Source organism: Nonomuraea terrae, from assembly GCF_044465245.1.
Lineage (GTDB): Bacteria > Actinomycetota > Actinomycetes > Streptosporangiales > Streptosporangiaceae > Nonomuraea > Nonomuraea terrae.
On record NZ_JBITLL010000009.1, the window covers coordinates 150,227 to 174,460 of the forward strand.

Below are 24,234 nucleotides of genomic sequence, written 5' to 3' on the forward strand. Positions count from 1 at the left end.
GCTATGATGTGGGTCGGGGCGGCCTTATGCCGGCCTCAAGCCGCGCGGGTGCGAGGAATATCACATGCAGTTGCAACAGCTCGCGTACTTCGTCGCGGTCGCCGAGAGCAGGCACTTCACCCAGGCGGCCGAGCGCATGCGGGTCGCGCAGCCGTCGCTGAGCAAGCAGATCAAGGCCCTGGAGGCCGACCTCGGCGCGCCGCTGTTCTCCCGGGCGCGCGGCAACGTCACCCTCACCGCGGCCGGGGAGGCGCTGCTGCCGCTCGCCCGCCGCATCCTGGCCGACGCCGACACCGCCCGCCAGGAGGTCGCTCAGCTCGCCGGGCTGCGCCGCGGCCGCGTACGCCTCGGGGCCACGCCGTCGCTCTGCGCCGGGCTGCTGGCCGACGCGCTGGCCCGCTTCCACCGGGCCTACCCCGGGATCGAGCTGCTGGTGGAGGAGGGCGGCTCGCGTGACCTGGTCAGGGCGCTGGCCCGGGGCCAGCTCGACCTGTCGCTGATCATCATGCCGCTGCAGAGCGACGATCCCTCGCTGGCGACGCAGGAGATCCTGCGGGAGAACCTCGTCGTCGTCACCCCCTCCCACGAGCACGTGAAGGGACCGTACCTGCGCATCGAAGACCTGCGCGGCCGGCAGATGGTGATGTTCCGGCGCGGCTACGACCTGCGCGAGGCCACGCTGGCGGCCTGCCGCCAGGCCGGGTTCGAGCCGCGGTTCGCGGTGCAGGGCGGGGAGATGGACGCGGTGCTGCGGTTCGTGGAGGCGGGCCTGGGCGTGGCCGTGGTGCCGTCGATGGTGCTCGACGGGCGTCCCGGCCTGTCGGGCACGCCGCTGGCGCCGCCGGGGCTCAGCCGGACGATCGCCCTCGCCCACCGCAAGGATGTCGAGCCCACCAGAGCGGCGCAGGCCTTTCGGGAGACCTTGCTCACCTTTGTCGTAGAAGCTGGGCACGAGGGCACGCTTCCCCAAGGCGTAGAACTCATCGCAGAATGACCATCAAGGCTTCCGATCCCCCGAAGAGGCGCGTGTGACGGCAAATCTCTCCGAAACGCTGACGCTGCTCCTCATCGAGGACGACGACGGCGACGCGTTCCTCGTCGAAGAGCTGCTCAAACAGGCCGTCGCGCCACCCAAGATCTTCCGTGCGCGCAGCCTCGAGGAGGCCAAGTCCAAGCTCTCCGCCGACATCCAGTGCGTCCTCGTGGACCTCTCCCTGCCCGACGCCAGCCACCTGGAGGCGCTGGAGGAGGTGCTCGCGCTGGCCCCGCACACCGCCGTGCTGGTGCTGACCGGCCTGCGCGACGTCCACGTGGGCGTCTCGGCCGTGCAGTCGGGCGCCCAGGACTACCTCGTCAAGCAGGACATCGACGCCCGGCTGCTGGCCAGGTCGATCCGGTACGCGATGGAGCGCAAGCGCGCCGACCTGGCCCATGTCCGCCTCGTCCAGGCGGAGCTGACGGCCAAGGAGAACGCCCGGCTGGAGAGCGCCCTGCTGCCCGGTCCGCTGCTGCGGACGCGGGCCATCGAACACCTCACCCGGTATCTGCCGGGCAGCGGCGGCACTCTGGCCGGCGACTTCTTCGACACCGTGCAGACGCCCGACGGCGCGGTGCACGTCGTGGTCGGCGACGTGTGCGGGCACGGCCCCGACGAGGCCGCGCTGGGCGTGGCGCTGCGCATCGCCTGGCGCTCCCTGGTGCTGGCCGGGCAGACCGGCGACACGCTGCTGCGTACGCTCGACCTCCTGCTGCGCGCCGAGCGCAAGGCCCCCGAGATCTTCACCACCCTGTGCACGGCCACGATCTCCCCCGACCTGTCCCACGCCCGCATGCGCGTGGTCGGGCACCCTCCCCCGGTGCTCGTGCGCGACGGCGTGATCGAGGTGGTGGACGGCACGCCCTCGGGCCCGCCGCTGGGGATCTTCCCCGACGCCGAGTGGACGATGATCGACGTGCCGCTGGGGCAGGAGTGGACGATGATGCTCTACACCGACGGCCTGATCGAGGCCGCCGCGGGCGAACGCGAGGAGTTGCTCGGCGTCGAGGGCCTGGTCGACCTCGTACGCCGACAGGGCGGCGTCGACCTCGACCGGCTCATCACCCACGTGGGCACCCTGAGCGACGACCTGGCCGTGGTCCTGCTGCGCAGGAGGAGTTCGTGAGCATCCATCCGCTGCCGCCGCCGAAGGAGCCGACGGGGGTCGGCCGGCTGCCGGTCGTCCGCTGGTTCCTGGTCATCGGGACGCTCGCGGGCCTGACGTTCGCGGGCGGGTTCGTGATCGTCATGACGATGATCGGCGACACCCTCGACCTCGCCCCGCGGCCGGAGGTGACGGCGCAGATCGGCCGGCTCAACACGGCCCTGCTCGTGCTGTTCGGGCTGCTGCTCGCCTGCGGCCTCGTGCTGGTCTTCATCGTCCGCTTCGCCGTGCTGAAACCCATCGACCAGCTCACCGACCAGGTCCGCGCGGTGGCCGCCGGCGACTTCGACCGCGACCTGCACGTCGACCGCCCGGCGGAGCTCGCGGAGCTGTCCAGCCACATCGACTCCATGCGCGACCGCATCGTGTCGGCCTGGCGGGTGGCCAGCGACCAGGCCGAGGAGCTGCGCAGGTCCAACAGCGAGCTGGAGCAGTTCGCGTACGTCGCCAGCCACGACCTGCAGGAGCCGCTGCGCAAGGTCGCGAGCTTCACGCAGATGCTGGAGCAGCGCTACGCCCCCGAGCTCGACGACCGGGCCCGGCAGTACATCCACTACGCGGTCGACGGCGCCAAGCGCATGCAGCTGCTGATCAACGACCTGCTCGACTTCTCCCGCGTGGGCCGCGTCACCGGCGGCAGGTCCCCCACGGAGACCGGCGCGGTGCTGGACCGGGCGCTCGACAACCTCTCGGCCGCCATCGACGACACCTCGGCCACCGTCACCAGGGACGAGCTGCCCCGGGTCGACGGCAACCCCACGCAGCTCACCCAGCTGTTCCAGAACCTCATCGAGAACGCCATCAAATTCCGCTCCGAGGAGCCGCCACGCATCCACATCGGGGCCCGGCGCGCGGGCGACATGTGGGAGTTCAGCTGCTCCGACAACGGCATCGGCGTCGAGCCCAAGTACGCCGACCGCATCTTCCTCATCTTCCAGCGCCTCCACCCGCGGGAGGTCTATCCGGGGACTGGCATCGGACTGGCACTCTGCCGGAAGATCGTCGAATACCACGGCGGACAGCTGTGGCTCGACGGCGAGACCGAGAGCCGGGGCGCGACGTTCCGCTGGACCCTACCGGCGGCGGGAGACCGATGACGAACGAATGGCGGCCCATCGAGGTGCTGCTGGTGGAGGACGACCAGGGCGACATCCTGCTGACGCGAGAGGCGTTCGACCTGAACAAGGTGCGCAACCGGCTGAGCGTCGTCAACGACGGCGAGCAGGCGATGGCGTTCCTGCGCCAGGAGGACGGCTACGCCGACGCGCCACGCCCCGACCTCATCCTGCTCGACCTCAACCTGCCCCGGATGGGCGGCCTGGAGGTGCTGCGCGAGGTCAAGGACGACGTCGGCCTGCGGACCATCCCCGTGGTCATCCTGACGACGTCTCAGGCCGAGGAGGACATCCTGCACAGCTACCGGCTGCATGCCAACGCGTACGTCTCCAAGCCCGTAGATTTCGAGCAATTCATCCGAGTTGTCCGTCAGATAGATAATTTTTTCGTCACTGTGGTTAAGTTGCCCGTTCATGGGAATCGGGCTTGAGCACGTACGTGACAGGAATCACAGCCAGTCATCGAAAAAGTGAGTGACGTCGCTCACAAATTTCGATCCTGTCGTCGTAACGTATCCCCCACCAACGCGCGCCCGTGCGGATCCGGCCGTGAGCGCGCCCAGCGAAACGACACCACGGACCCCCTGCGCGACGGGTCCGCGGGAGGTGGAGAGGTCCGCGATGACCCAGACGACGCCCGAAGCCCCGATGAGAAGGCAGCGTGCGCAGGTCAAAGTGCGCACCCTGCGCACAGACAGATGGTGGCTGGTCCCGTTCCTGACATTCCTCGGGCTCAGCTCGTTCCTCGTCTACGGTGTATGGGCGATCATCGACAACAGCATCTTCGTCGAGCCCTACATCGCCCCGTTCGCCTCGCCCTGCCTGGCCGCGGTGACGTGCCCCGAGGGGGCTCAGCTGTTCGGGTGGGCGCCGATCGGCGACTGGTACACGCTGTCACCGGGGCTGCTCATCCTGGCGCTGCCCGGCGGTTTCCGGCTGACGTGCTACTACTACCGCAAGTCCTACTACCGCTCGTTCTGGCTGTCGCCGCCCGCGTGCGCCGTGCAGGAGCCCCACGGGAAGTACACCGGTGAGCGGCGGTTCCCGCTGATCATCCAGAACGTCCACCGGTACTTCTTCTACGCGGCGATCGTCATCGGCCTCGTCCTGGCCTACGACGCCGTGCTCGCGGTCGTGCACAAGCCGCTCGGCCTGGGGTCCTGGATCCTGATCGCCAACGCCGTCCTGATCAACGCCTACACGCTGTCGTGCCACTCCTGCCGGCACATCACCGCGGGCAGGCTCAACCACTTCTCCCGCCACCCGCTGCGGTACCGGGCCTGGACGTTCGTCTCCAAGCTCAACGCCAAGCACCAACCCCTCGCGTGGGCCTCGATGTTCTCGGTCATGGGCGCCGACTTCTACGTCCGCATGGTGGCCAAGGGCATCATCGCCTTCCCGTACGCGTAAGGACCAGCTTCAGTGGAAAACACGCACAACACAGAGCGTCACGAATACGACGTCGTCGTCATCGGCGCCGGCGGCGCCGGGCTGCGGGCCGCGATCGAGGCCCGCCAGCAGGGCAAGAGGACGGCGATCGTCTGCAAGTCGCTGTTCGGCAAGGCGCACACCGTCATGGCCGAGGGCGGCGCCGCCGCGGCGATGGGCAACGTCAACCCGGACGACAACTGGATGGTGCACTTCCGTGACACCATGCGGGGCGGCAAGTTCCTGAACAACTGGCGGATGGCCGAGCTGCACGCCAAGGAGGCACCCGACCGGGTCTGGGAGCTCGAGGCCTGGGGCGCGCTGTTCGACCGCACCAAAGACGGCAAGATCAGCCAGCGGAACTTCGGCGGGCACGAGTACCCGCGGCTCGCACACGTGGGCGACCGTACCGGCCTGGAGATGATCCGCACCCTGCAGCAGCGCGTCGTCGCGCTCCAGCAGGAGGACCACGAGACGCACGGCGACTACGAGGCCTACATCAAGGTCTTCGCCGAGTGCACGGTCACCCGGCTGCTCAAGGACGGCGACCGGATCTCGGGCGCGTTCGGCTACTGGCGCGAGTCCGGAAATTTCGTGCTTTTCGATGCTCCCGCGGTGGTCCTCGCGACCGGCGGCATCGGCAAGTCGTACGTCGTCACCTCCAACTCCTGGGAGTACACCGGCGACGGCCACGCCCTGGCCCTGCTCGCCGGCGCGAACCTCATCAACATGGAGTTCATCCAGTTCCACCCCACCGGGATGGTCTGGCCGCCCTCCGTGCGCGGCATCCTCGTCACCGAGTCCGTACGCGGTGACGGCGGCGTGCTGCGCAACTCCGAGGGCAAGCGCTTCATGTTCGACTACATCCCCGAGGTGTTCAAGCACCAGTACGCCACCACCGAGGAGGAGGCCGACCGCTGGTACACCGACCAGGCCAACAACCGGCGCCCGCCGGAGCTGCTGCCGCGTGACGAGGTGGCCCGCGCGATCAACGCCGAGGTGAAGGCCGGGCGCGGATCCCCGCAGGGCGGCGTCTTCCTCGACGTCTCCACCCGGCTGCCCGCCGAGGAGATCAAGCGGCGGCTGCCGTCGATGCACCACCAGTTCAAGGAGCTGGCCGACGTCGACATCACCGCCGAGCCCATGCAGGTGGGCCCGACCTGCCACTACGTCATGGGCGGCGTCGAGGTCGACGCCGACACCGGCGCGGCGGCCGTGCCCGGTCTGTTCGCGGCCGGCGAGGTGTCCGGCGGCATGCACGGCTCCAACCGGCTGGGCGGCAACTCGCTGTCCGACCTGCTGGTCTTCGGCCGCCGGGCGGGCGCGGGCGCGGCGGCGTACGTCGACGAGCTGGCCGGCCGCCCCAAGGTGCTCCCGGAGCAGGTGGAGTCCGCGCGGCAGGAGGCCCTCGCGCCGCTCGGCCGCAGCGGCGACAACCCGTACGAGGTGCACCACGAGCTCCAGCGGACGATGAACGACCTGGTCGGCATCATCCGCAAGGCCGAGGAGGTCTCCGAGGCCCTGCAGGTCGTCGAGAAGCTCAAGGAACGCGTCAAGATGGTCGGGGCGGCCGGTTCCGCCGTCTACAACCCGGGTTGGCATCTCGCGATCGACCTGCGCAACATGGTGTTGGTGTCGGAATGCGTGGCGCGCGCCGCGCTCATGCGCGAGGAGAGCCGCGGCGGCCACACGCGCGACGACTTCCCGGCGATGGACCCGAAGTGGCGCCGCAAGCTGCTCCTCTGCTCCGTGGGCGACGGCTCCGCCGTCAAGGTGGCGGAGAAGGCGCAGCCGCAGATGCGCGACGACCTCATCACGCTGTTCGACCGGGACGAGCTGAAGAAGTACCTCACCGACGAAGAGATGGCCGAGTTCGACGGGATAGCGAAGTCATGAGCTACAAGGCAAAGTTCAAGGTCTGGCGCGGTGAGGGCGGCGAGGGCAGGCTCGAGGACTTCACCGTGGAGGTCAACGAGGGCGAGGTCGTCCTCGACATCATCCACCGCCTCCAGGCCACCCAGGCGCCCGACCTCGCGGTGCGCTGGAACTGCAAGGCGGGCAAGTGCGGCTCGTGCAGCATGGAGATCAACGGCAAGCCCCGGCTCGGCTGCATGACGCGCATGTCCACCTTCGACGAGGACGAGACCATCACGGTCACCCCGATGCGGACGTTCCCCGTCATCAAGGACCTCGTCACCGACGTGTCGTACAACTACCAGAAGGCCCGGGAGATCCCGTCCTTCACGCCGCCGGCCGGCGTCCGGCCGGGCGAATACCGGATGAAGCAGGTCGACGTCGAGCGGTCCCAGGAGTTCCGCAAGTGCATCGAGTGCTTCATGTGCAACAACGTCTGCCACGTCATCCGCGACCACGAGGAGAACAAGAGCAACTTCTCCGGTCCGCGCTTCCTCATGCGGATCGCCGAGCTCGACATGCACCCGTACGACGTGGCCGACCGGCAGGAGGCGGCGCAGGAGGAGCACGGGCTCGGCTACTGCAACATCACCAAGTGCTGCACCGAGGTGTGCCCCGAACACATCAAGATCACCGACAACGCGCTGATCCCGATGAAGGAACGCGTGGTCGACCGCAAGTACGACCCGCTGGTCTGGCTCGGCGACAAGATCTTCAGGCGCAAGTAGCCGCGTGAAACGCAACGGCGGGGGCCGGTCGTGACGACCGGCCCCCGCCATGCTGTCCGGGTGCGGCTACTTCTTGCGGCGCGAGCCCTTGCGCCGGCCGCCGGGCTGCGGTTGCTCCTCGGTCACGGGCAGCGGCTGCACGGCCGTCGCCTCCACGTCGGGCGGCAGGTACGGCGGCGGCTCGTATCCCTCGCCGGGGTCGTCCGAAACGGGCTTCTTCGGGGTGAACAGCGAGCCCGGTTCCATCCAGGGCTCCGCGTCGCCCGCCTCCGCGGCCGAGGCGGGGCCGAGCGGCGGCGCCGGCCCCTCGTACGGGTCGGCGCCGCCCGGCGGGATGTCGCCCGGGAGCGGCTCCGGGGCGATCACCGGCTCGAACAGGCTCCGCTCACGCGCCGGCTCGTCCGGCTCGCGGGGCGGCTCGTGCGGCTCGGGCGGCTCGGGCGGCTCGTTGGTGGAGACGAACTCCTCCGGACGCAGCACCACGGGCTCCGGCGGCGTGGGTGGCTCCTGCGCGTACCCCTGGGGCGGGTACGGCGCGCTCGGCTCCGGATAGCCCGGGCCGTAACCGGGCTGGCCGCTCGGATAGGTCTGCACCGGTACGAAACTGATGATCGGCGCGTACGCCGTCCCGCCCGGGTAGCCGGGCGACGGGAAGCCGGCCGAGGCGTACCCGGGCCCTGCCGGGTAACCGCCCGCCGCAGGCATGTCCGGCCGCCCCATCTGCGGGCCCGCCTTCCGTACGGCGGCCGCGTGGGCCATGCGGCGCAGCCGTCCCTCGAAGATCAGCACGGCGAAGAGCGCGAGCAGCACCAGCACCAGCGCCGGGATGCTGAGCTGCTGCGCCATGGCCCGCTGGTCGTACTCGGGCGCCGCGTTGCGCAGCTCCAGCGGCACCTCCTCGGAGGAGGCAACCTGCGTCTCGCTCGGCACGACCGGCGGGATGGTCTCGGTCGGCGCGATGGCCGGCATCTCGACCGACTGCTCCGGGGTGGGCGTGGTCGGCACCACCGGGACCTCGGCGGACTGGGTGGGCAGCGGCTGCGGGTTCTGCGTGATGGCCGGCGGCGGGGTCGCGGGGGCGCTGGTGGTCTTCGTCGGCTTCGGAGACCTGGTGGTCTTCGTCGGGGTCGAGCTCGGAGTCGCGGTGACGGTCTTGGTGATCGTCGTCTCCGGCTGCTCCTGGTCTTCCGGGCCTTCGACCGTCGGCGAGCCGAGGGTCGTGGTGACCGTGACGGTCGTCTCGGGGACGATGTCGCAGACCTCGCCGACGTCACAGGGCGGGACGGCGGGGTCCAGCGCCACCGCGGCGCTCGCACTCTGCATGACGAACGGCGTCACCGCCACGCCCGTCAGGCCGAGCGCCAGGACGACAGCGGACACGGCTGTCGCTCTCCTGCGTGCCACCGGTGTCCTCCGCCGTAGTCCCGGAACCTTGGTCAAGGGAATACTAGTCGGGGAAAAGCAACAGTAAAGCCTCCTTTACAGCACCTTTTTCCGGTTACGGCCTCGTTGTACCGTGCCAATGATCCACAGGGTCGCCATCAGCGCGCCGACTCCCCCCGCGACCATGAACATCCCACGCTGGCCTTCGACAAGGCTCACGCTTTCACCATCCCTTACAGGCCTGGCGGACGTGGCCAGCTCCCAAGGCAACGGCGCCTCACTTCCGGCGCCTTCCCCCTGGAACGCGGCAATCCCCCCACTGGTAGCCGGCAACTGCACCCCACCAGGCACCTGCCCCGCCACACCGGGCACGCCCCCCGGCTGCCCTGCCACACCGGGCTGGCCCGCCACGCCGGGCTGCCCGCTGGTGACACCCGGCTGGCCGGCAGCGCCGGGCTGCCCTGTGGTCGCCCCCGGCTGACCGGCCACACCAGGCTGCCCCGCGGTGACACCCGGCTGGCCCGCCACGCCGGGCTGCCCCCCAGCGACACCCGGCTGACCCGCGGTTCCCTGCTGACTGCCGCTCGTACCAGCCTGACCGGTCGCCGCATCCGGGTTGGCTCCTTGCTGACCGGTCACTCGCGGCCCGCCTCCCACGGCACGCGGCGCGTCGGACAGAGTCTGCGGCGAAACCCCGGCCGAGGCGTCGGCGCCACCTTGCCCGGGGCCCTGCGCGAGCACTCGCCCGACTCCGTCGGCCCGTCCTCCGCCATCGGCCTGTCCAGGCCGGCGCTCCACGGCTTCGACCCGCGCGACCCGCCGCTCATCCACTGCGCCGTCGCCGTCAGGATCGACGTGGGCCACGCCCAGCCTGTCGGGAACCTCCGCAACCGGCGTTCCCCCTGCACCGTCCTGAGCCGAAGCACCCTCGCCATCCGCCTGACCGGAGACTCCCGCCACAACACCGACCCCAACGGGCCGCCCGTCCGCATCCGTACGGACAAGGGGCCGCGATCCGGTGGCGGCGGGCCTCCCCGAGCCGGACGGACCGGTCCCGGCAGCGGGCTGGCGCGTACCAGCGGACGGCGAGCCCGTACCGGCGGCGGGCGGGCGCGCGCCGATGGTGGCCGAGCGTGGGATGACGACGCCCGTCAGTTGCCCGGTGGCGGTACCGGTCGCGTTCGTGGAGGTGCCGGTCTGCGCCGGATCGGTCGTGTCGGCATCGAACTTCTGGACGGTCAGAGCGGCGGTCCCGCTCATCGTGGTCAGCCCGCCGTCCGAGGCGGAGCGCATCCTGGCCACCGCCGCGAGCACCACTTCCTCGGCCCCGGCGGGCGCGGTCACCGTGACGTCCACGGCCCGCTCGCCGCTGACGTTCCCCAGCCGGCACACCCGCGCTCCGGTCGGCCCACCGCCCACCGCGGCCGACTCACCAGCGGCAGCCGGCGCCTCCACCGCGCCCGACGTTCCCACTCCGGCCGGGGCCTCCACCGCAGTAGCCGTTCCCCCCGCGACGGGCGCCTCCACAGCAGCCTGTACGCCCGCGGGAGGCGTCCCCTCGGCAACCGGCGTGCCCCCGGCAGCGGGCGCCTGCGCGGCGGTCAGTGCCTCCGCCGTAGTCGGCATGCCCACGGCGGTGAGGGCCTGCGCGGCCAGCCCGCTCTCCGCACGCCCGAAACCGGCCTCTGTCACAGCAGCGGCGCCAGGAACCCCGGTCGCACCGCCACCGAGACCACTACCGGGACCGCCATCGGCGCCCGTAACAGCACCAGCGCCTGCTCCGGCCCCAAGGCCCGGCGTACCGCCCGGATCACCGCCCGCCGGTACGCAGGACACCTCACCCAGCGCCTCCGCCGGGTTGGCCGCCACCGCGACCTTGGCTCCACGGCCCATGCCGTTCAGGCGCACCCTGAAGCGCTGCACATCGCCGGTCCTGACCCACTTTCCGGTGCCGTCGGCCGCGTTCTCCCGCTCGAGCACCAGCGAAACCCCCGTCGCCGCCCACGGAACAGAGGGAACCGCCGCCAGAATCAGGGCCCCGGCAATGATCCAGCCACGCCGCATCATTCCAGCTCCCCCGCTGCGACAAATCACATGGAGTAACCATTGTGTCACAGAGAGGCACGACCCAATCCTAATGCCCTAGTCGCGGACGAGGAGATTCTCGACCGTCTTCATGACCGGAAGATCAGCTCCGAGCCAGTCCACGGAGTAGTACTCCCCCGGCCCCAGCCACCGCAACGCCAGGTGTTCGCGGGCCTGCGGGGTGCCCGAGGCCAGGGAGCACAACCAGACACGCATGACGTACCCGTCGGCGAGCGGCCAGTCGTCGCCGACGCGTTCGCCCACGGCGATCTCCACGCCGAGCTCCTCCCGGCACTCCCGCACGAGCGCCGCCTCCTCGCCCTCGCCAGGATCGACCTTGCCGCCGGGAAACTCCCAGCCACCGGCGAGCGCAGCAGGCTCGGCGCGCTGCGCCGCCAGCACCCGCCCGCCGGAGGCGACGATCACTGCGGCCACGACCACGACCGCGCTCATGTGGTGACTGTCCTCATAGCGTGGAATTCTGCAGCCTTTTCAGCTGCTCCTGAACATCGGGGTTCTGCAGGGGACGGGTGAAGCCCACCCGGTTCGTACGCGACTCGTAGCTCGTGACCTTGATGGGCCCGCACAGCCGGCAGCGTGCCTCCAGCATCTTGCCCTTCGACACGACCAGCCCGACGTGTCCGGGGTTGTCGGGGGACGTCCCCGGCCCGGAATTGAAGAACACCAGGTCTCCAGGCTGCTCCTGCCCTTCTAACACCTTCACGCCGAACGGCCACTGCCCGAACGTCGTACGCGGGATCGACAACCCCGCCTCCCGGTAGGCCGCGTAGATGACCCCCGAGCAGTCGAACGCGTCGGGCCCGGTGCCGCCCCACAGGTACGGCTTGCCGCGCTGCTCCAGCGCGTACGCCAGAATCTTGGCCACGACGTCGCTCGGCGCGGCGTCGACCAGCGGTTCGTCGCACTCCTCCGACGCCTGCGGCGGCACCTCGACCTCGCCCGACTGGGCGTAGGCGCGGGCGATCTCCTCGACCTGGTCGACGTACCACCAGGCGCGGTTGTAGACGAACAACGCGCGCCGCACGTTCTCGGGCGCGCCGTTGCGCTTGAGCATCTTCGCGGCGCCCAGGATGGCGTCGGCGGGGTTGTAGACGTCGCCCACGCCGTCGCCGTCACCGTCGGAGGCGTACCCGTTGAACGTCGACGACATCGGGACTCTGGCCTTGCCGCCCCACGTGGAGATGAGGAACTGCATCGGCCCTGCCGCGCCGGCGTGGTTGGTGCCGCTCTTGACGCCCGGCAGGCTGGAGCGGCCGTGGTCGGTCTCGCGCTTGCCCACGGCGGCCAGGATGTTCCACTGGACGCCGATCCGCTCGCCGTACTCCTGGTACAACGCCAGGTACTCGGACGGGATGTCGGAGGCCGCCGAGTCGGAGGCCTCCTCCACCTGCGCGGTGTCGTCGCAGTCGACGGCCGTGCCGCCGTTGTTGAGGAACGACGGCATCGAGATCAGCAGCATCGGCGAGACGATGACCGCCACGAGCAGGAGCGCCCCGGCCACGCCGATCAGCACGGCGAGGCGCGTCGGTGAGAGTCTCAACCCGAGGTGTCTCCCTCCTGGCCCTCGGTGGCCGGCAGGATGTCGTAGATGCGCCAATCGGATCCGAGCTGGCTCACCGTGACCGCGTAGTCCTCGGTGACGGCCTGGTCGGAGCTGTTGGAGTCGATCTGGCGGGTCGCGGTCACGACGAAGACGATGGAGCTCCTCTCGACCTGCCTGATCTCCTTCAGCCGCGCCGTGGCCGTGGAGACCAGCTGGTCGTCGCGCTCCTCCTCGACGGTGCCCGCCGACGTCCGGGTGCGGGCCAGCGTGTTGCCGAGCTCGGCGGTGGTGTACGCCTTGAGCCGCGCCGCGTAGGCCGCCGCGTCCTCGTCGTAGCGGAAGGTGCCGTACTCGGCGGTGAACCGCTCGGCGAGGTCGGCCGCCGCGGCGAGCTGCTCCTCGGTCATCGGCAGGTACGCGTACACGTCGAACGGCTTGTCGCTCGCCGTCGCCAGCGGCGTGCTGGACGCCACGGCGGCGCTGGTGGCCCGGGCCTCCGGCTCGGCCGGCTCGGGCTCGGGCGGATCGGACCAGAGCGTCAGGTAGAGGCCGACCGCCGCCAAGACCACGGCGATGGCGGCGAAGGCCACCCCCCGCCGGTCACCTGGCTGCGCCATGTATCAGTCCTTGTCCGGGTTGCTCGGTTTGAGCCAGAAGGGGACGGAGGGGCTTGCGCCGCCGTTGCCGCCGCCGTTGCCGCTGCCGCTGCCGCGCAGCCAGAGCGGCGGCGCCTCAGCGGTACGGGAGGACGGCTCGTCGGAGCCGAAGATCCGCGGCCCTGACGGCCGGGCCCCGCCGCTGGGACGCGACCCACCGGACCGCGCCCCGCCACCGGACCCGCCGGACCGCGACCCACCACCGGACCCGCCGAACAGCCCGCCACCGGACCGCGGACCGCCGCCGGAGCCGCCGGAGCCGCCGAACAGCCCACCGCCGGAGCCACGCGACCGCGACCCTCCGGACCGTGAGCCACCCGAGCCGCCCGAGCCACCGAACCGTGAGCCGCCGGAGCCGCCGGAGCCGCCGGAGCCGCCGAAGCGGGAGCTACGCGACCCCGCGGGGGTACGCGAGCCGCCCGCCGACCCGCCGCGCCGCGCCCAGCCACCGCCGGACCCACCGCCGAACCAGCCCCCAGCCGAGCCGCCACCTGAGCCGCCACCTGAGCCGCCACCTGAGCCGCTCGCGGAGGCGGCCGCCGCGGACCCGGACGAACCACCCGTCCCGCCGACCCGTGGCCCGCCACTTCTCGGGCGCGCGGCGCCGCCCAGGTTGAGCGGGGGCGCGGTGCCCCTGCGCGGTTCGAGCGAAGCCCGCGCCGCCGCCTTGCCACCCTGGTGGTCGGTGTCGAGCGGCGCCGCCGTCGCCGGGATGCGGGTGCCGGCGGGCGATCCCTCGCCCTCCTCACCGCGTACGCGCGCCTGCCCCGCCGCGGCCGTCGCCGCCGCGCCGGCCGGGTTGGCCACGCCCGCCGCCCTGATGAGCGGTTCGGCCTTGCGCAGCCCCCAGCGCCCGATCCGGGCCGAGGCGACCGGCGGCAGCACACCCACCGACCGCTCCAGCACGGACGAGCTGGCCGCCTCGCCGAGCATGCGGGTGGCCACCGTGTGACCGCTCATCGAGGCGAACAGGTGCTGGAACGGCCGCCGGTAGAAGAACACCGCGATCGTCAGCAGGGCCATGAACAACACTTGGAGCCCCCACGGCATGGCCGTGGAGATGATCAACGCGTAGCCGTACACGAGGACGCTGAGCACGATGGTCAGCACGGCCTGCCGCAGCAGCGTGCCGATGAGCATCTCCACCCAGCGCATGGCGACGATCCGGCCGCTGCCCGGATGCACGCCGATGAGCAGGAAGACCGGCCCGAGGATCAGCAACAACAGGAAGCCGACCTTCAGCACCAGCAACGAGACCGCCACCAGGAAGATCAGCAGACCCGCCACGATGGCCGCGATGAACGCGCCGACGGCCACGCCGAGGCGGTTGCTCCAGTCGCGGCCGGAGAAGACGGTGTAGCGGGGGTCGTTCCTGAGGCTGCTGGCGAGCGCGGCGTACTCCGACTGCCGCTCCCCCACGTCGGGGGCCGGCTGCCCCGGCACGGCCGGCGGGATCGACTGGATCTCCAGCATCTTGCGGCCGAAGTCGCGCACGATGGGCTGCTGCGGGTCGGAGGTGCCGAACATGCCCACCAGCCACGGCTTGCAGACCAGCGTGGACCACAGGGCGTCGGCGTTCTGCTCGATCCCGGGAGTGCCGTTCTGGCCGTAGCCGCCCGCCCTGATCTCGGGGGTGGTGTCGCCGGGAGGCGGCAGGCAGGACGCACCGCCCGCCCCGGGCAGGCCGGAGAAAGCGGAGTTGACGACCTCGCCGGTCTTGTCGGTGACGACCTTGCCCAGGCCGGTGAAGTCACCGGGACGGCTGAAGAACCAGACCGCCACGGTGACCGCCAGCACCATCCAGATCACGCCCTCGGCGGTCGTGGTGGCCCGCTTGCGGATGAGGCCGTACCAGGCCAGCCAGATCGCGCCGAGGATGATGACGGGCTGCAGGAACTGCCAGTACATGGCGTCGGCGAGGTTCGTGACGATGTCGTCGACGACGTCCTTGATGGCCTGGAGCGGTCCTTCGGTCGCCGCGGCCTGGTACGTGGTGATCGTCAGCCGGTCGATGGCCTTGGCCGCGGTGAAGATGCCGTTGGCCCACATGTTGCCGAGCACGGCGACGTAGTCGGAGCAGCCCAGGTCGTGCGTGTGCCAGAACTGGCCGCTCATGCCGAACTGGGCGTAGTTGGTGGTCGGCGCCTGGGGCCCGCCCTCAGGAGGCGGCGGCTGGATCATGCCGTCGGTGCCGCCGCCGATCACCTCGGGGGCCAGCGCGCCCGACAGGTCGCAGGGGGCCGCGGCGGCCGGCTGCGTGGCGCCCACCGCGAGCGGCACCACGAGCATGCCGAAGGCCAGCGCGAGAACGAGCGCCAGCCGTCTGGATAGCCGGATCTTCATGACCGTACCTCCTGCGCCCTGCCCACGCCCCCCTGAAGATCATCATGCCCCGCGCTCACGGGTTTGTCGTGCGTCGGGTTCGTGTCGAGCCAACGGAGCAGCTCCTCGGAGACCAGGTCTACTCCGATGCGGCCCGCCCTGCCATCCAGATCACGAAAAACGCATTCGCCGTTGCCGAGCGAGCGGAGCACGGCCTTGTGCTCCTCCGACGGCTCCACCCCGAGCAGCGACATGACGTGGTCCACCTCCACCCGTTCGGTGGACCGGAACGCGAACACGGACGACAGACAGTTGGTCACCTGCTCGTTCAGCAGGTCTCCGGCGTTCTGCGAGACCAGCACGAGCGCGGTGTTGCGGGAGCGGCCCATCCGGCTGACCTCGGGCACCAGCTTGGCGCCCTCGGGCGTGGAGGTGATCGCCCACGCCTCGTCCAGGAAGATCGCCTTGGGGGCGCGCCGGTCCAGGCCGTTCATCAGCCTGCGCGCGAACTGGGAGACCAGATAGAGCAGCGCCACCGACAGGCGCTGCTCGTAGGAGTAGTCGTCCCTGACCGTGGCCACGTCGGGCAGCGTGAGGCCGCCCAGCGTGAACACGGTCGTCCAGCCCTCGGTGTCGATCTGGTCGCCACCTGAGGGGTCGAAGCAGAGCCGGGCCAGGCGCATCTCCGACATCGAACGCAGCACCGCGCCCAGGTTCTTCGACGCGGGGTCGTCGGCCTGCTCCAGGAAGTCGACGACCTTGCCCAGCGACGGCCCCGGCTGGTTGGACACCGCCGCCACCGCCTGGATCATCGCCGACTCGCGCTCCTCCGACATGCGCGGCAGCAGCAGCCGCAGCGTCTCGGTGGCCATGGTCTTCTTCGCCGCGATGTCGTCGCCGAACGAGAACGGGTCCAGCAGTCCCGGCGCCGCCGAGCCGAGCGGGATGACGCGCGCCTTGCGCCCCCGCTTCTCCAGCAGCTGTACGAGCGACTCCGCGTCGCCCTTCGGGTCGATCACCGCGACGGTGACGCCGCGCAGCGCCATCTGGTAGATCATCAGCAGCGCGAGCGTGGTCTTGCCGCCGCCCGGCTCACCGGTGATCGCGATGGCGGTCGGCCGGTTGCGGGTGGCCGCCACCAGCGGGTCGAAGTGCACGACGCTGCGCGCCCTGCCGACGGTCTCGCCGATGTACGGCCCCAACCAGCCCTCGCTGCCCTCGCCGATCCGGTCGCCGAGATCGACGGTGGCCGTGGCCATGCCGCCCGCGATCGTGCGCAGCGGCTGGCGCTGGGCGTAGGCGTTGACGCGTACCTTCTCGCCCGGCAGCGACTCGCAGAACAACGAGAACTGGTCGCCGGTCGAGTTGACCACGTCGATGCCCATGTCGCGGTAGTGCTCGACCACCGCCTCCACCCGCTGCACGCAGATGTCCTCGGTGGGGGCCGAGACGATCAGGCGGTGCCAGCCGTACACGAAGGGCAGGCGTTCCTTGGTGATGCCGTGCTCCAGCATGCGGGCCGCGTCGATCTGCTCGGCCAGCGCCAGCGGCGCCTCCGCGCCCGCCTCGCGGATGTGGTTGTCCATGTCGCGGGCGTGCGCCAGCTTGCGGGCGACATCCTTCGACGCCTTGACCGCCGGGATGAGCCGCATCCGCGAGGAGATCTCCACCGGGAACGGCAACTGGTCGGCGAAGTGCATCCACGGCTCGCCGTCGGGGAACGGCATGAGGTCGGGGAACCGGGCGAACGACAGGTAGGCGACGTACGAGTCGCCCTGCGGCTGCACGATCCGCAGCAGCGACCTGCCGTTGTGGATCTCCCCCTCCACCAGCGACTCGATCTCGCCCCTGCCCCAGCGCCGCCGGGGGCTGGCCGACGGCGGCGGGTCGCCGATGCCGCCCGCGGTGGCGTGCTGGAACAACCACGCCACCTCGACGGAGGTGGCGTGACGGGCGTAGAGGGCGCTCGATGCGAGTGCTCGGCCGAGGCGTTCGGCCTGTTCCGTCCACCGCCCGATCTCGCTGTCGGGCACGTGGTCGTCCTCCATGCCGAGGACCTTCTCGGTCTTCTGGTAGAAGCCGAGCAACTGGGCGAGCACGCCGGCGCCGAGCTGCTTGCCGCGCGGCCCGAGGCGTACGCCGAGGAAGACCTCCTTGGTCCAGAAGTCCTTCGCCCAGACGTGCCGGTACATCTCCTCCAGGTAGTCGCGCCAGCCCGGCCCCTCGTCGGAGGTGGCGTTGAGCGCCATCGCCCACTCGGCCGCCGGGTACGTGCGGTGCGCGACCCTCAGATGCACCTCGGCGTCGGGCATCCGGATCGCGGCCAGCGCGATGGTGATGTTGGTGGCCAGCGCCTCGCGCTCCTCGGGCGTGATGAACTCGTAGCTGACCGTCGGAAGCCGGAAGTACGCCCATGCGCAGGTGTCCGTGAGCAGGATGCGGTCGTCGAAGTAGCGGACCGCGAGGCGCTGGTGCGCTCGGGACGCCCTGCTCATGCCGCCCCCTCGGCGCATGAACGGGCCAGACCTGCTCGCTTGTTCACTTATCGCTCACCGATTCTCGTGCCCGGGGGGTCACTCGCCAACTCCTCTTCGCTCGGTCGTACGGTCTGTGCCGCAAAGCCCGCGACCACGACACCGGCGAGGGCGAGGTAGGCCCGCCGCCCGGCCGCGCGCAACTGCCCTGGATCGACGGTCTCCGCGCCGTCGGGCGCCAGACCGTCCTCCCAGGGGACCCTGACGATGGCCCGGCACCTGCCTCTGGCCACCGACTCCGCCTGCTCGACGTCGGCCATCGAACGTCTGCTCACGCCGTTGACCACCATCACCGCACGCCTGCGCAGCTCCGCGCAGCCGTGCCCGTCGAGCCACTCGTACGTCATCGCCACCGCCTCCGACGCCTCCTCGCTCGCCGGGACCACCAGGACGAGCTGGTCCGCGTACGGCAGCAACCGGGCCGCCAGGGCGGCGGCCGGGTCGATGACGGCCAGCTTGTAGTGGCGGTCGAGCAGGCGCATGGATTCGCCGAGCCGGTGGTCGGAGAAGAAGGACCGGTCCGCCAGGCGCTGTTCGGCGCCCGCGTCGGTGTCCGCGCTGATCACCTCGAGACCGGAGGCGGTCCGCGTGGTGTATCCCCGCATGGTGAGGTAGCCGCTGACCCGGTCGAGCCCCGACAGCAGCGAGGTCAGGGTCTCGGGGGTCTCCGGCTGGATCTTGCTGGTCAGGGTGCCGCCGCCGGTGTTGGCGTCGACGGCGACGACCCTGTCGTCACGGTGTTTGGCGAGCGTGTGGCCGAGCATGAGCGCCGTCGTGGTCTGGCCGGCGCCGCCGGTGCAGCCGAGCACGACGATCCTGCGGCTGCCGGAGAACACCCCTCTGGCCCGGGCCTCGTCGATCTCCGACCCGTCCGTACGCATCCCGCCGGTGCCGCCGACGACGACCTGCGCGATCCGCCGCCATCCGCCGGAGTCGCGCCCGACGACGGACTCGACCCGCCGCACGCGCCCTTCCCCAGGCCGCGGCACGGGCACGGGAGCAACCACACCCCCATCCCCGACGACCCTCCGCGCCGCCCGCCCGTCCCCGGCACCGCGCAGCCCGACGACCCGCCCATCGGCCCCCAGCGGCTCGCCGGCCCTCTCCTCGAAAGGACCCCGCTCCGCAGAACGCTCATCCGCACGGCCCTGCCCCACGGACCGCTCATCGGAACGACGCCGGTCTCCAGGACGCGCATCGACGCCTTCGCCCTCATCCGACCGCTCGGCCGAGCCGCGCGTCTTCGCGGGCACATCCCGGCTGGGAACGGCCCGCTCTGAAGCGCCGTTCTCCGATCGGGCGGGCTCCGCCGCAGCCCCCTCGACGGCACGCCGACGCGCCGCTGGGGCACGTCCCCGCGTGCCGATCTCGCGCACCTCAGCCGCCCCCGCACCAGGCTCCGCTTCGGCGCCTGCGGAGTCACGCTCACCCCGCACCGCCGGACCAGCCTCATCACGATCGTCATCCGCGGAACCCGCCGCAGGACCGACCTGAGACGCTTCCTGGTCCGCAGGCGAGCGATCGGCGGCACCCGCGGGGCCGGAAGCTCCGTGAGACACCTCGCGATCGTCGATCGGGTGCTCAGCAGTGCGGCCGGCATCGGCGGGACGTGGCTCAGGGGTGTCTCGGGAGGCCCCGGTGACGTCCACCGCGTTCGCCGCGTCCGCCGCGTCTACGGGGTCGCGGCGCTCCGTGGACGGGCGGGCCGCCGGGCGCGGCAGGGGCTTGGCGTCGGGGTTGAGCGGGGGCCAGAGCTGCTGCGTGGCCGACAGCGCGAGCGCGGGGCTGAGCCGGGGCGGCTGCCCCTTGCGGTGCTGGTCGCGCGCCACCTCCTCGTCGTACGGCTCTCCTCCCCGGGCGTTCCCGGAAGGCGGCGGCGCCTCGTTGGGGGCGTCGGCACTCGCGGCGAGCCTCCTCAGCCGCCGCAGCGCCTCGGTGTCGATCGGCTTCCCGGCGGCGGGCCGGCGACTATCGGCCGTCTTGATCGGTACGCCGACCTCACGCGCAGCCGCCGCCTCGGCGTCCACGGCACCGAACGGCGCCCCTTCGGCATCCGCGGCAGGAGAGCCCGCGCCTTCGGCACCGGCCACACGGAAGCTGATCCCTTCGGCCGGCGCCACATCCGCAGCCGAGCCTTCGGCGTGGACCGCGCCGCGGGCCACCGCCTCGGCATCCGCCGCCACCGGGGACGTCCCGTCAGGGGCGAGCGCGCCACGCGGCAGCTCCTCGGCCGCGCGCACGTCCTGCGCCCGCCGCCCGCGCTTGCGCCCGCGACCGGCACTCCCCTGCTCCCGCACCTCGGCCCGCGCGCCCGGCCCGGCGCCGGACGCGGCCCCGGCGTCGAACGCGGCCCCGGCGTCGAACGCGGCCCCGGCGTCGGACTCATGCACGGCAAACTCACGGTCAGCCTCATCACGCCCTCGCCCGGCAACCCGACGCTCGGCGTCACCACCACCTCGCCCGGCAACCCGACGCTCGGCGTCACCACCGTTTCGGGCGGTGACGGCCGCATCCGGGTGGTCCGCTGACGGCGGTCGCGTGCGGGCCGGGTCGTCGGGACGGAAGGCGACCAGGGGGCGGAGCTCACGCGCCCCGGCATCGCCCGGCGCCCGTTCCCCGCCCTTGGCGGGCGCGGCCTTCACGGAACCGCCCTTGGCGGGACCGGTGAGCCCCTCACCACTTCGCCCGGAGCCGCCTGAGAGCCCCTCCTCGCGCCGCGCGGCCCCGGCCGGGCCTCCGGACACGGTGGGCGCCGACTCGACGCCCACCCGCGCTCTGAGGGCGGGCGCCGTGCCACGCCGCGAGCCCCACCCCGTACGGGACGACGCCGGCTCGGCGACGGGAGCCTGCGCGGCCGCGGCCGCGGCGGCGGCCACGGCGGGACGGACCTGACGCGGACCGGTGACCCGCTCGCGCCGGCGCTGCGGGTGGCGGGCCTTGCGCGGCGCCTTGGACTTGGCCCGGGCGTGCGTCGTCCGCCAGACGCGCCCGGAGAAGGTCACGGTGTCGGGCTCGGAACCGGGCGCCAGGCGGTACCAAGCCTTCGGCTCACCCAGGTAGCGAAGCTGGGACTCCAGGAGCTCGGTGAGCCGCTTCCCCTCGATGACGGGACGGGTGGCGAGCCACGTCACGATGCCGGGCGGCACGAGGAAGAGCACGTGCCAGGGCATCTGCACCGGCACACCCACCAGGACCAGCAGGAGCGACCACGGAACGAGCACCCCGACGAACACGCCGATCCAGACGATGGGCAGCGGCATCGGCAGCCGTAGGTCGTACAGCTTGTAGAGCCGCTTCTCGATCCGCCAGATGTTCGTATACGTGGGCAGGTCCACGTAGGTCCTCCTCTCCACCCGCTCGTGTATGACCGCCGGGCGGCGATCTCAACCCTTACCTGATCCCCAGCGCTCCCGCGATCGCCCTGGCCGTCACCTCGATGATGTTGGGAACGTAGAAGATCACCCCGATGGCCACGGCCAGGATCAGGAACTGCACGAACCGCGTGATCTCACGGGTGAAGAGGAAGAAGAGCGCCACCACGGAGACCACGACCAGGAACAACGGGGCGAAGAACGCACGCAGGAAGTCGGCGAGCCCGCCGGTGTCGATGCCGGTGGGGGCCGGCGTCGGCGTCATCTCCATCAAGGTGAGCACTGCGGTGTTCAAGGTCACTTCTTGTCCTCCCGGGGGGTACCCATCAGCGGCGCGGCCGTGCGTCTATCCAACGATCCGGCCGCCGCCGCGGATGTCGGCGACGAACCACTTGTCGCCCTGTTTCTCGACGGTCAGGCGGTAGACCTGCTCCAGCGTGCCGCCCACCGCCGCGGGGTCGGTGGTGCCGGGAGTGGGCAGGACGTCGCCGCTCGGCACCGACCACACCACGACCGCCTGGATCTCTCGGGTGGCACCCCCCACAGGCACCACGACTTCCTTGAGCTGCGAGAACGTGAACGCGCCCGCGAAGCTCGGCAGGCTCTTGCCCGCCGCGACGTAGCGTTCCAGCCCGGCGGCCTCGCCGGACGCGTAGTCCTTGAAGAAGCCCTCCAGCTGGGGCTTCAGCTCCGCGGCGGCCGCCTCGTCGATCTCCGGCTCGGCGACCTGCGGCAGCTCGGCCGGAGCGGGCGCCGGCAGGATCGCCGGGCGGCCCGCCACCACGAACCTCCTGCCGGCCTCATCGCCGGAGTAGTAGATCGGCACCGACAGCATCAGCCTGCGCGGACCCGTCTGGAAGGCCACGCTGACCACGGCGTTGTGGGCGTCGGTCGCCTCGATGTCGTACGGCTGGATCGCGACGGCCGCGTAGCTGCCGAAGCCGTCCCAGCCCATTTGCGGGTCCATGCCCTCGGCCAGGAACGCCGTCAGTTTACGCGACCTGCTCGCCGCGTCTTCCGGGTTGAAATTGAGATAGACCCCAGCGAACTGGGCGGCGAAAGCCATGCCCTGCGCAGCGGGGAATCCGTTGTACGCCGGCACGGCACTGTTGGACGTAACGGGCCCTTGCTGGGTAAACCTCTCAAATGGGGCACGAACCCCATTCACCAGGATGACCAGGATAAGCGCCCAGAGAATGATGCGGCCGGTCCACACCAGCCACCGCCCGCCGCCGCCGGACCAGCCGCCGCGCCGCGGCCTGCGGGGAGGCGGCGCTTCGTAGTCGGCCGGGTCCAGGGTCGCGGAAAGCCCGGGCCCGTCAGCGATCCGAGGATCGTGGACGGTAGACCTACGAGCCATCACGCCTCCGCTCGCGCCGATCCCCCCGGCTGGCGCGGTGTCGTCCGTTGCCGATCCCCATCATCCGCGGTGAAGTAGTCACCCTATCCGGTCTCCGCCATTGTTCCAGGAAAGCCACGCCCATGCTGCGGCATGACGGTCCTGCACGGCAAACCGGGCTCGGACGACAGGCCCCAGTGCCGATTCCTGTCAGTTCCCGGTCGAATCCCCTTTCGACCAGGCCATTCGCCTAAAAGTGCATAGCCCGGTGGCCACGGATTCCTGTCCAAAACAGGCAAGTACTCTCACGACCTGCGGATTCGGTATGGGTCGCGAACGGAGAGACCGGGTCAGGCCGGCTCGGGGTCCTGACGGGTGCGCGCCTGGCGCCTGCTCTGCAGGTCGACGACCGTGGGCCGGACCGAACGCTCCAGCGAGCCGCGCAACTCGGCCAGCATCTCGGCCGGCTCGGTCTCCCGCATGCGCGTGGCCATCTCGTTGCGCTCGTCCACCTTCCTGCGCAGGTACGCCTCCCGGTTGACGCGCAGGCCGTACATCAGCTCGACCCTGATGAGGGCGAGCTCCTCCTCGAGGCTGATGCCGGTGAGGGTGGGCGCGGGGCGTCGTTTCCGGATGATGCGACGGATCATGAGGGGCCTCCCGAGTCAGCGTGAACGCCGTGTCGATTCGACGCGCGGCGACCCGAACCGGTTGACGCCGCAGCAGTCCCGGGGTCAACCGATCAGCCGCCGCAGGCGTGCCAGGACGGGAAGCGGGCACCGGTCAGGCCCATGAGTCGCGCAGTCGTCCTGACCGTGTGCTCGCCGACGCACCGGCCGCGGGCGAGCACACGCGCACAGTCAGGCGGCCACTCCCCCGGAGTGGCTCGGGCCCCTGGTGGCAGGGTCAGACGTTGAAGCGGAAGCTTTGACACACTGCGATGACCTGCACAAACGCGGCGATCGTCAGCCTGACCTGCGTCTATGCGCGTTGGCTAGCGTTGATCGTCTTCGAGCGTCTTCGAGGGTTCTGCGGACTGGTTGCGGACCGCTGCCGTCAAGAGCGCCACTGCGGCATCTACTCCTCCGGCCGCCACGACTGCATCTCCCAGTTCCGCCGGCACGATCGCTGCCTGAGGCTTGCCTCTGCTCGTCAGGAAGTACACGCGACGCAGCAGGCGCACAGCGGCCAGCAGCTCGGAGAGGTTCGCACGGGCCTCGGCGATGGGGTGATCAAGCTTCTCAGCGTCCATAGCGAAAATCTTAGCATCGGGTCTTGATGTACATGAAGACCCGATGTACATTTAAGTCAGAGCAAGGGACGCCGACCAGGGAGACGAGATGACGATCACCGAGCTGAAGGCCAAGAGGGACCAGGTGCAGGCCGAGATCGAGGCGGACCTGCTCGCCGAGGGCATCGACCCCGAGGCCGGCGACTGGCTGCACCCCAGGAACGAGGAATGGCTGCTCCTCGACGAGGCGGTCACGGAGGCCACCCGCGAGGCCGTGAACGCGATCTTCCGCCGCTAGACCCAGGGGCCCGGGTAGCCGGGCCCCCAAGCCCCCTACCAGCAGCCAGCCGGGCGCGAGGCCCG

General features: G+C 71.0%; 20 protein-coding genes. 8 read left to right on the plus strand and 12 right to left on the minus strand.

The window, feature by feature from the left end:
- The first annotated feature begins 64 nt into the window (after positions 1 to 64).
- The 7 genes from ACIBP6_RS42955 (at position 65) to ACIBP6_RS42985 (ending at position 7,386) form a co-directional block, all read left to right on the plus strand.
- Positions 65 to 994 carry a LysR family transcriptional regulator gene (locus ACIBP6_RS42955; RefSeq protein WP_132614543.1) on the plus strand — a complete coding sequence of 310 codons (930 nt, stop codon included), beginning with the start codon at positions 65 to 67 and terminating at the stop codon, positions 992 to 994.
- A gap of 34 nt (positions 995 to 1,028) precedes the next feature.
- Positions 1,029 to 2,162 (plus strand): PP2C family protein-serine/threonine phosphatase, encoded by a 1,134-nt coding sequence (locus ACIBP6_RS42960; protein ID WP_397060510.1) that lies wholly within the window; start codon positions 1,029 to 1,031, stop codon positions 2,160 to 2,162.
- Positions 2,159 to 3,298, plus strand: coding sequence for a sensor histidine kinase (locus tag ACIBP6_RS42965; RefSeq protein ID WP_397060512.1), 1,140 nt, complete (start codon positions 2,159 to 2,161; stop codon positions 3,296 to 3,298). The genes ACIBP6_RS42960 and ACIBP6_RS42965 overlap by 4 nt, the downstream gene beginning before the upstream one ends.
- Positions 3,295 to 3,747, plus strand: a complete 453-nt coding sequence (locus ACIBP6_RS42970) for a response regulator (RefSeq protein ID WP_397060514.1) — start codon at positions 3,295 to 3,297, stop codon at positions 3,745 to 3,747. Before ACIBP6_RS42965 ends, ACIBP6_RS42970 begins: the two co-directional genes overlap by 4 nt.
- 217 nt (positions 3,748 to 3,964) lie before the next feature.
- Positions 3,965 to 4,726: a hypothetical protein gene (locus ACIBP6_RS42975; RefSeq protein WP_449595888.1), complete on the plus strand. Its 762-nt coding sequence runs from the start codon at positions 3,965 to 3,967 to the stop codon at positions 4,724 to 4,726.
- A gap of 12 nt (positions 4,727 to 4,738) precedes the next feature.
- Complete coding sequence (locus ACIBP6_RS42980; protein ID WP_397060518.1) at positions 4,739 to 6,640, plus strand: fumarate reductase/succinate dehydrogenase flavoprotein subunit; 1,902 nt, start codon at positions 4,739 to 4,741, stop codon at positions 6,638 to 6,640.
- Positions 6,637 to 7,386 (plus strand): succinate dehydrogenase/fumarate reductase iron-sulfur subunit, encoded by a 750-nt coding sequence (locus ACIBP6_RS42985; RefSeq protein ID WP_397060520.1) that lies wholly within the window; start codon positions 6,637 to 6,639, stop codon positions 7,384 to 7,386. Before ACIBP6_RS42980 ends, ACIBP6_RS42985 begins: the two co-directional genes overlap by 4 nt.
- Positions 7,387 to 7,452: 66 nt before the next feature.
- Here ACIBP6_RS42985 and ACIBP6_RS42990 read toward each other — a convergent pair whose 3' ends face one another.
- The 12 genes from ACIBP6_RS42990 to ACIBP6_RS43045 all read right to left on the minus strand — a co-directional run bounded on the left by ACIBP6_RS42990 (position 7,453) and on the right by ACIBP6_RS43045 (position 23,892).
- Positions 7,453 to 8,766: a hypothetical protein gene (locus ACIBP6_RS42990; protein WP_397060522.1), complete on the minus strand. Its 1,314-nt coding sequence runs from the start codon at positions 8,764 to 8,766 to the stop codon at positions 7,453 to 7,455.
- A 99-nt stretch (positions 8,767 to 8,865) separates the two neighbouring features.
- Complete coding sequence (locus ACIBP6_RS42995) at positions 8,866 to 10,836, minus strand: hypothetical protein (protein WP_397060524.1); 1,971 nt, start codon at positions 10,834 to 10,836, stop codon at positions 8,866 to 8,868.
- Positions 10,837 to 10,911: 75 nt separating this feature from the next.
- Complete coding sequence (locus ACIBP6_RS43000) at positions 10,912 to 11,307, minus strand: (deoxy)nucleoside triphosphate pyrophosphohydrolase (RefSeq protein WP_132614558.1); 396 nt, start codon at positions 11,305 to 11,307, stop codon at positions 10,912 to 10,914.
- Between the two features lie 13 nt (positions 11,308 to 11,320).
- Positions 11,321 to 12,415, minus strand: a complete 1,095-nt coding sequence (locus tag ACIBP6_RS43005; RefSeq protein WP_397060526.1) for a C40 family peptidase — start codon at positions 12,413 to 12,415, stop codon at positions 11,321 to 11,323.
- A complete protein-coding gene (locus tag ACIBP6_RS43010) occupies positions 12,412 to 13,035 on the minus strand; it encodes a hypothetical protein (protein WP_397060528.1) in 624 nt (207 codons plus the stop codon). The genes ACIBP6_RS43005 and ACIBP6_RS43010 overlap by 4 nt, the downstream gene beginning before the upstream one ends.
- Before the next feature lie 3 nt (positions 13,036 to 13,038).
- Complete coding sequence (locus tag ACIBP6_RS43015; protein ID WP_397060529.1) at positions 13,039 to 15,417, minus strand: type IV secretion system protein; 2,379 nt, start codon at positions 15,415 to 15,417, stop codon at positions 13,039 to 13,041.
- Positions 15,414 to 17,891 carry an ATP-binding protein gene (locus ACIBP6_RS43020; RefSeq protein WP_132623444.1) on the minus strand — a complete coding sequence of 826 codons (2,478 nt, stop codon included), beginning with the start codon at positions 17,889 to 17,891 and terminating at the stop codon, positions 15,414 to 15,416. The genes ACIBP6_RS43015 and ACIBP6_RS43020 overlap by 4 nt, the downstream gene beginning before the upstream one ends.
- Positions 17,892 to 17,938: 47 nt before the next feature.
- Positions 17,939 to 21,265, minus strand: a complete 3,327-nt coding sequence (locus ACIBP6_RS43025) for a TcpE family conjugal transfer membrane protein (RefSeq protein ID WP_397060531.1) — start codon at positions 21,263 to 21,265, stop codon at positions 17,939 to 17,941.
- A gap of 55 nt (positions 21,266 to 21,320) precedes the next feature.
- Positions 21,321 to 21,572, minus strand: coding sequence for a hypothetical protein (locus ACIBP6_RS43030; RefSeq protein ID WP_165970003.1), 252 nt, complete (start codon positions 21,570 to 21,572; stop codon positions 21,321 to 21,323).
- Between the two features lie 75 nt (positions 21,573 to 21,647).
- Positions 21,648 to 22,403 carry a conjugal transfer protein gene (locus tag ACIBP6_RS43035; protein ID WP_397060533.1) on the minus strand — a complete coding sequence of 252 codons (756 nt, stop codon included), beginning with the start codon at positions 22,401 to 22,403 and terminating at the stop codon, positions 21,648 to 21,650.
- Between the two features lie 587 nt (positions 22,404 to 22,990).
- The gene (locus tag ACIBP6_RS43040) at positions 22,991 to 23,290 is read right to left on the minus strand and encodes a hypothetical protein (RefSeq protein WP_397060535.1); all 300 of its coding nucleotides are present in this window, start codon (positions 23,288 to 23,290) and stop codon (positions 22,991 to 22,993) included.
- 344 nt (positions 23,291 to 23,634) lie between these two features.
- A complete protein-coding gene (locus tag ACIBP6_RS43045) occupies positions 23,635 to 23,892 on the minus strand; it encodes a type II toxin-antitoxin system prevent-host-death family antitoxin (protein ID WP_397060536.1) in 258 nt (85 codons plus the stop codon).
- 88 nt (positions 23,893 to 23,980) lie between these two features.
- On the opposite strand from ACIBP6_RS43045, the gene ACIBP6_RS43050 reads away from it, so the two are divergent.
- Positions 23,981 to 24,169: a hypothetical protein gene (locus ACIBP6_RS43050; RefSeq protein ID WP_397060538.1), complete on the plus strand. Its 189-nt coding sequence runs from the start codon at positions 23,981 to 23,983 to the stop codon at positions 24,167 to 24,169.
- The last annotated feature ends 65 nt before the right edge of the window (positions 24,170 to 24,234 follow it).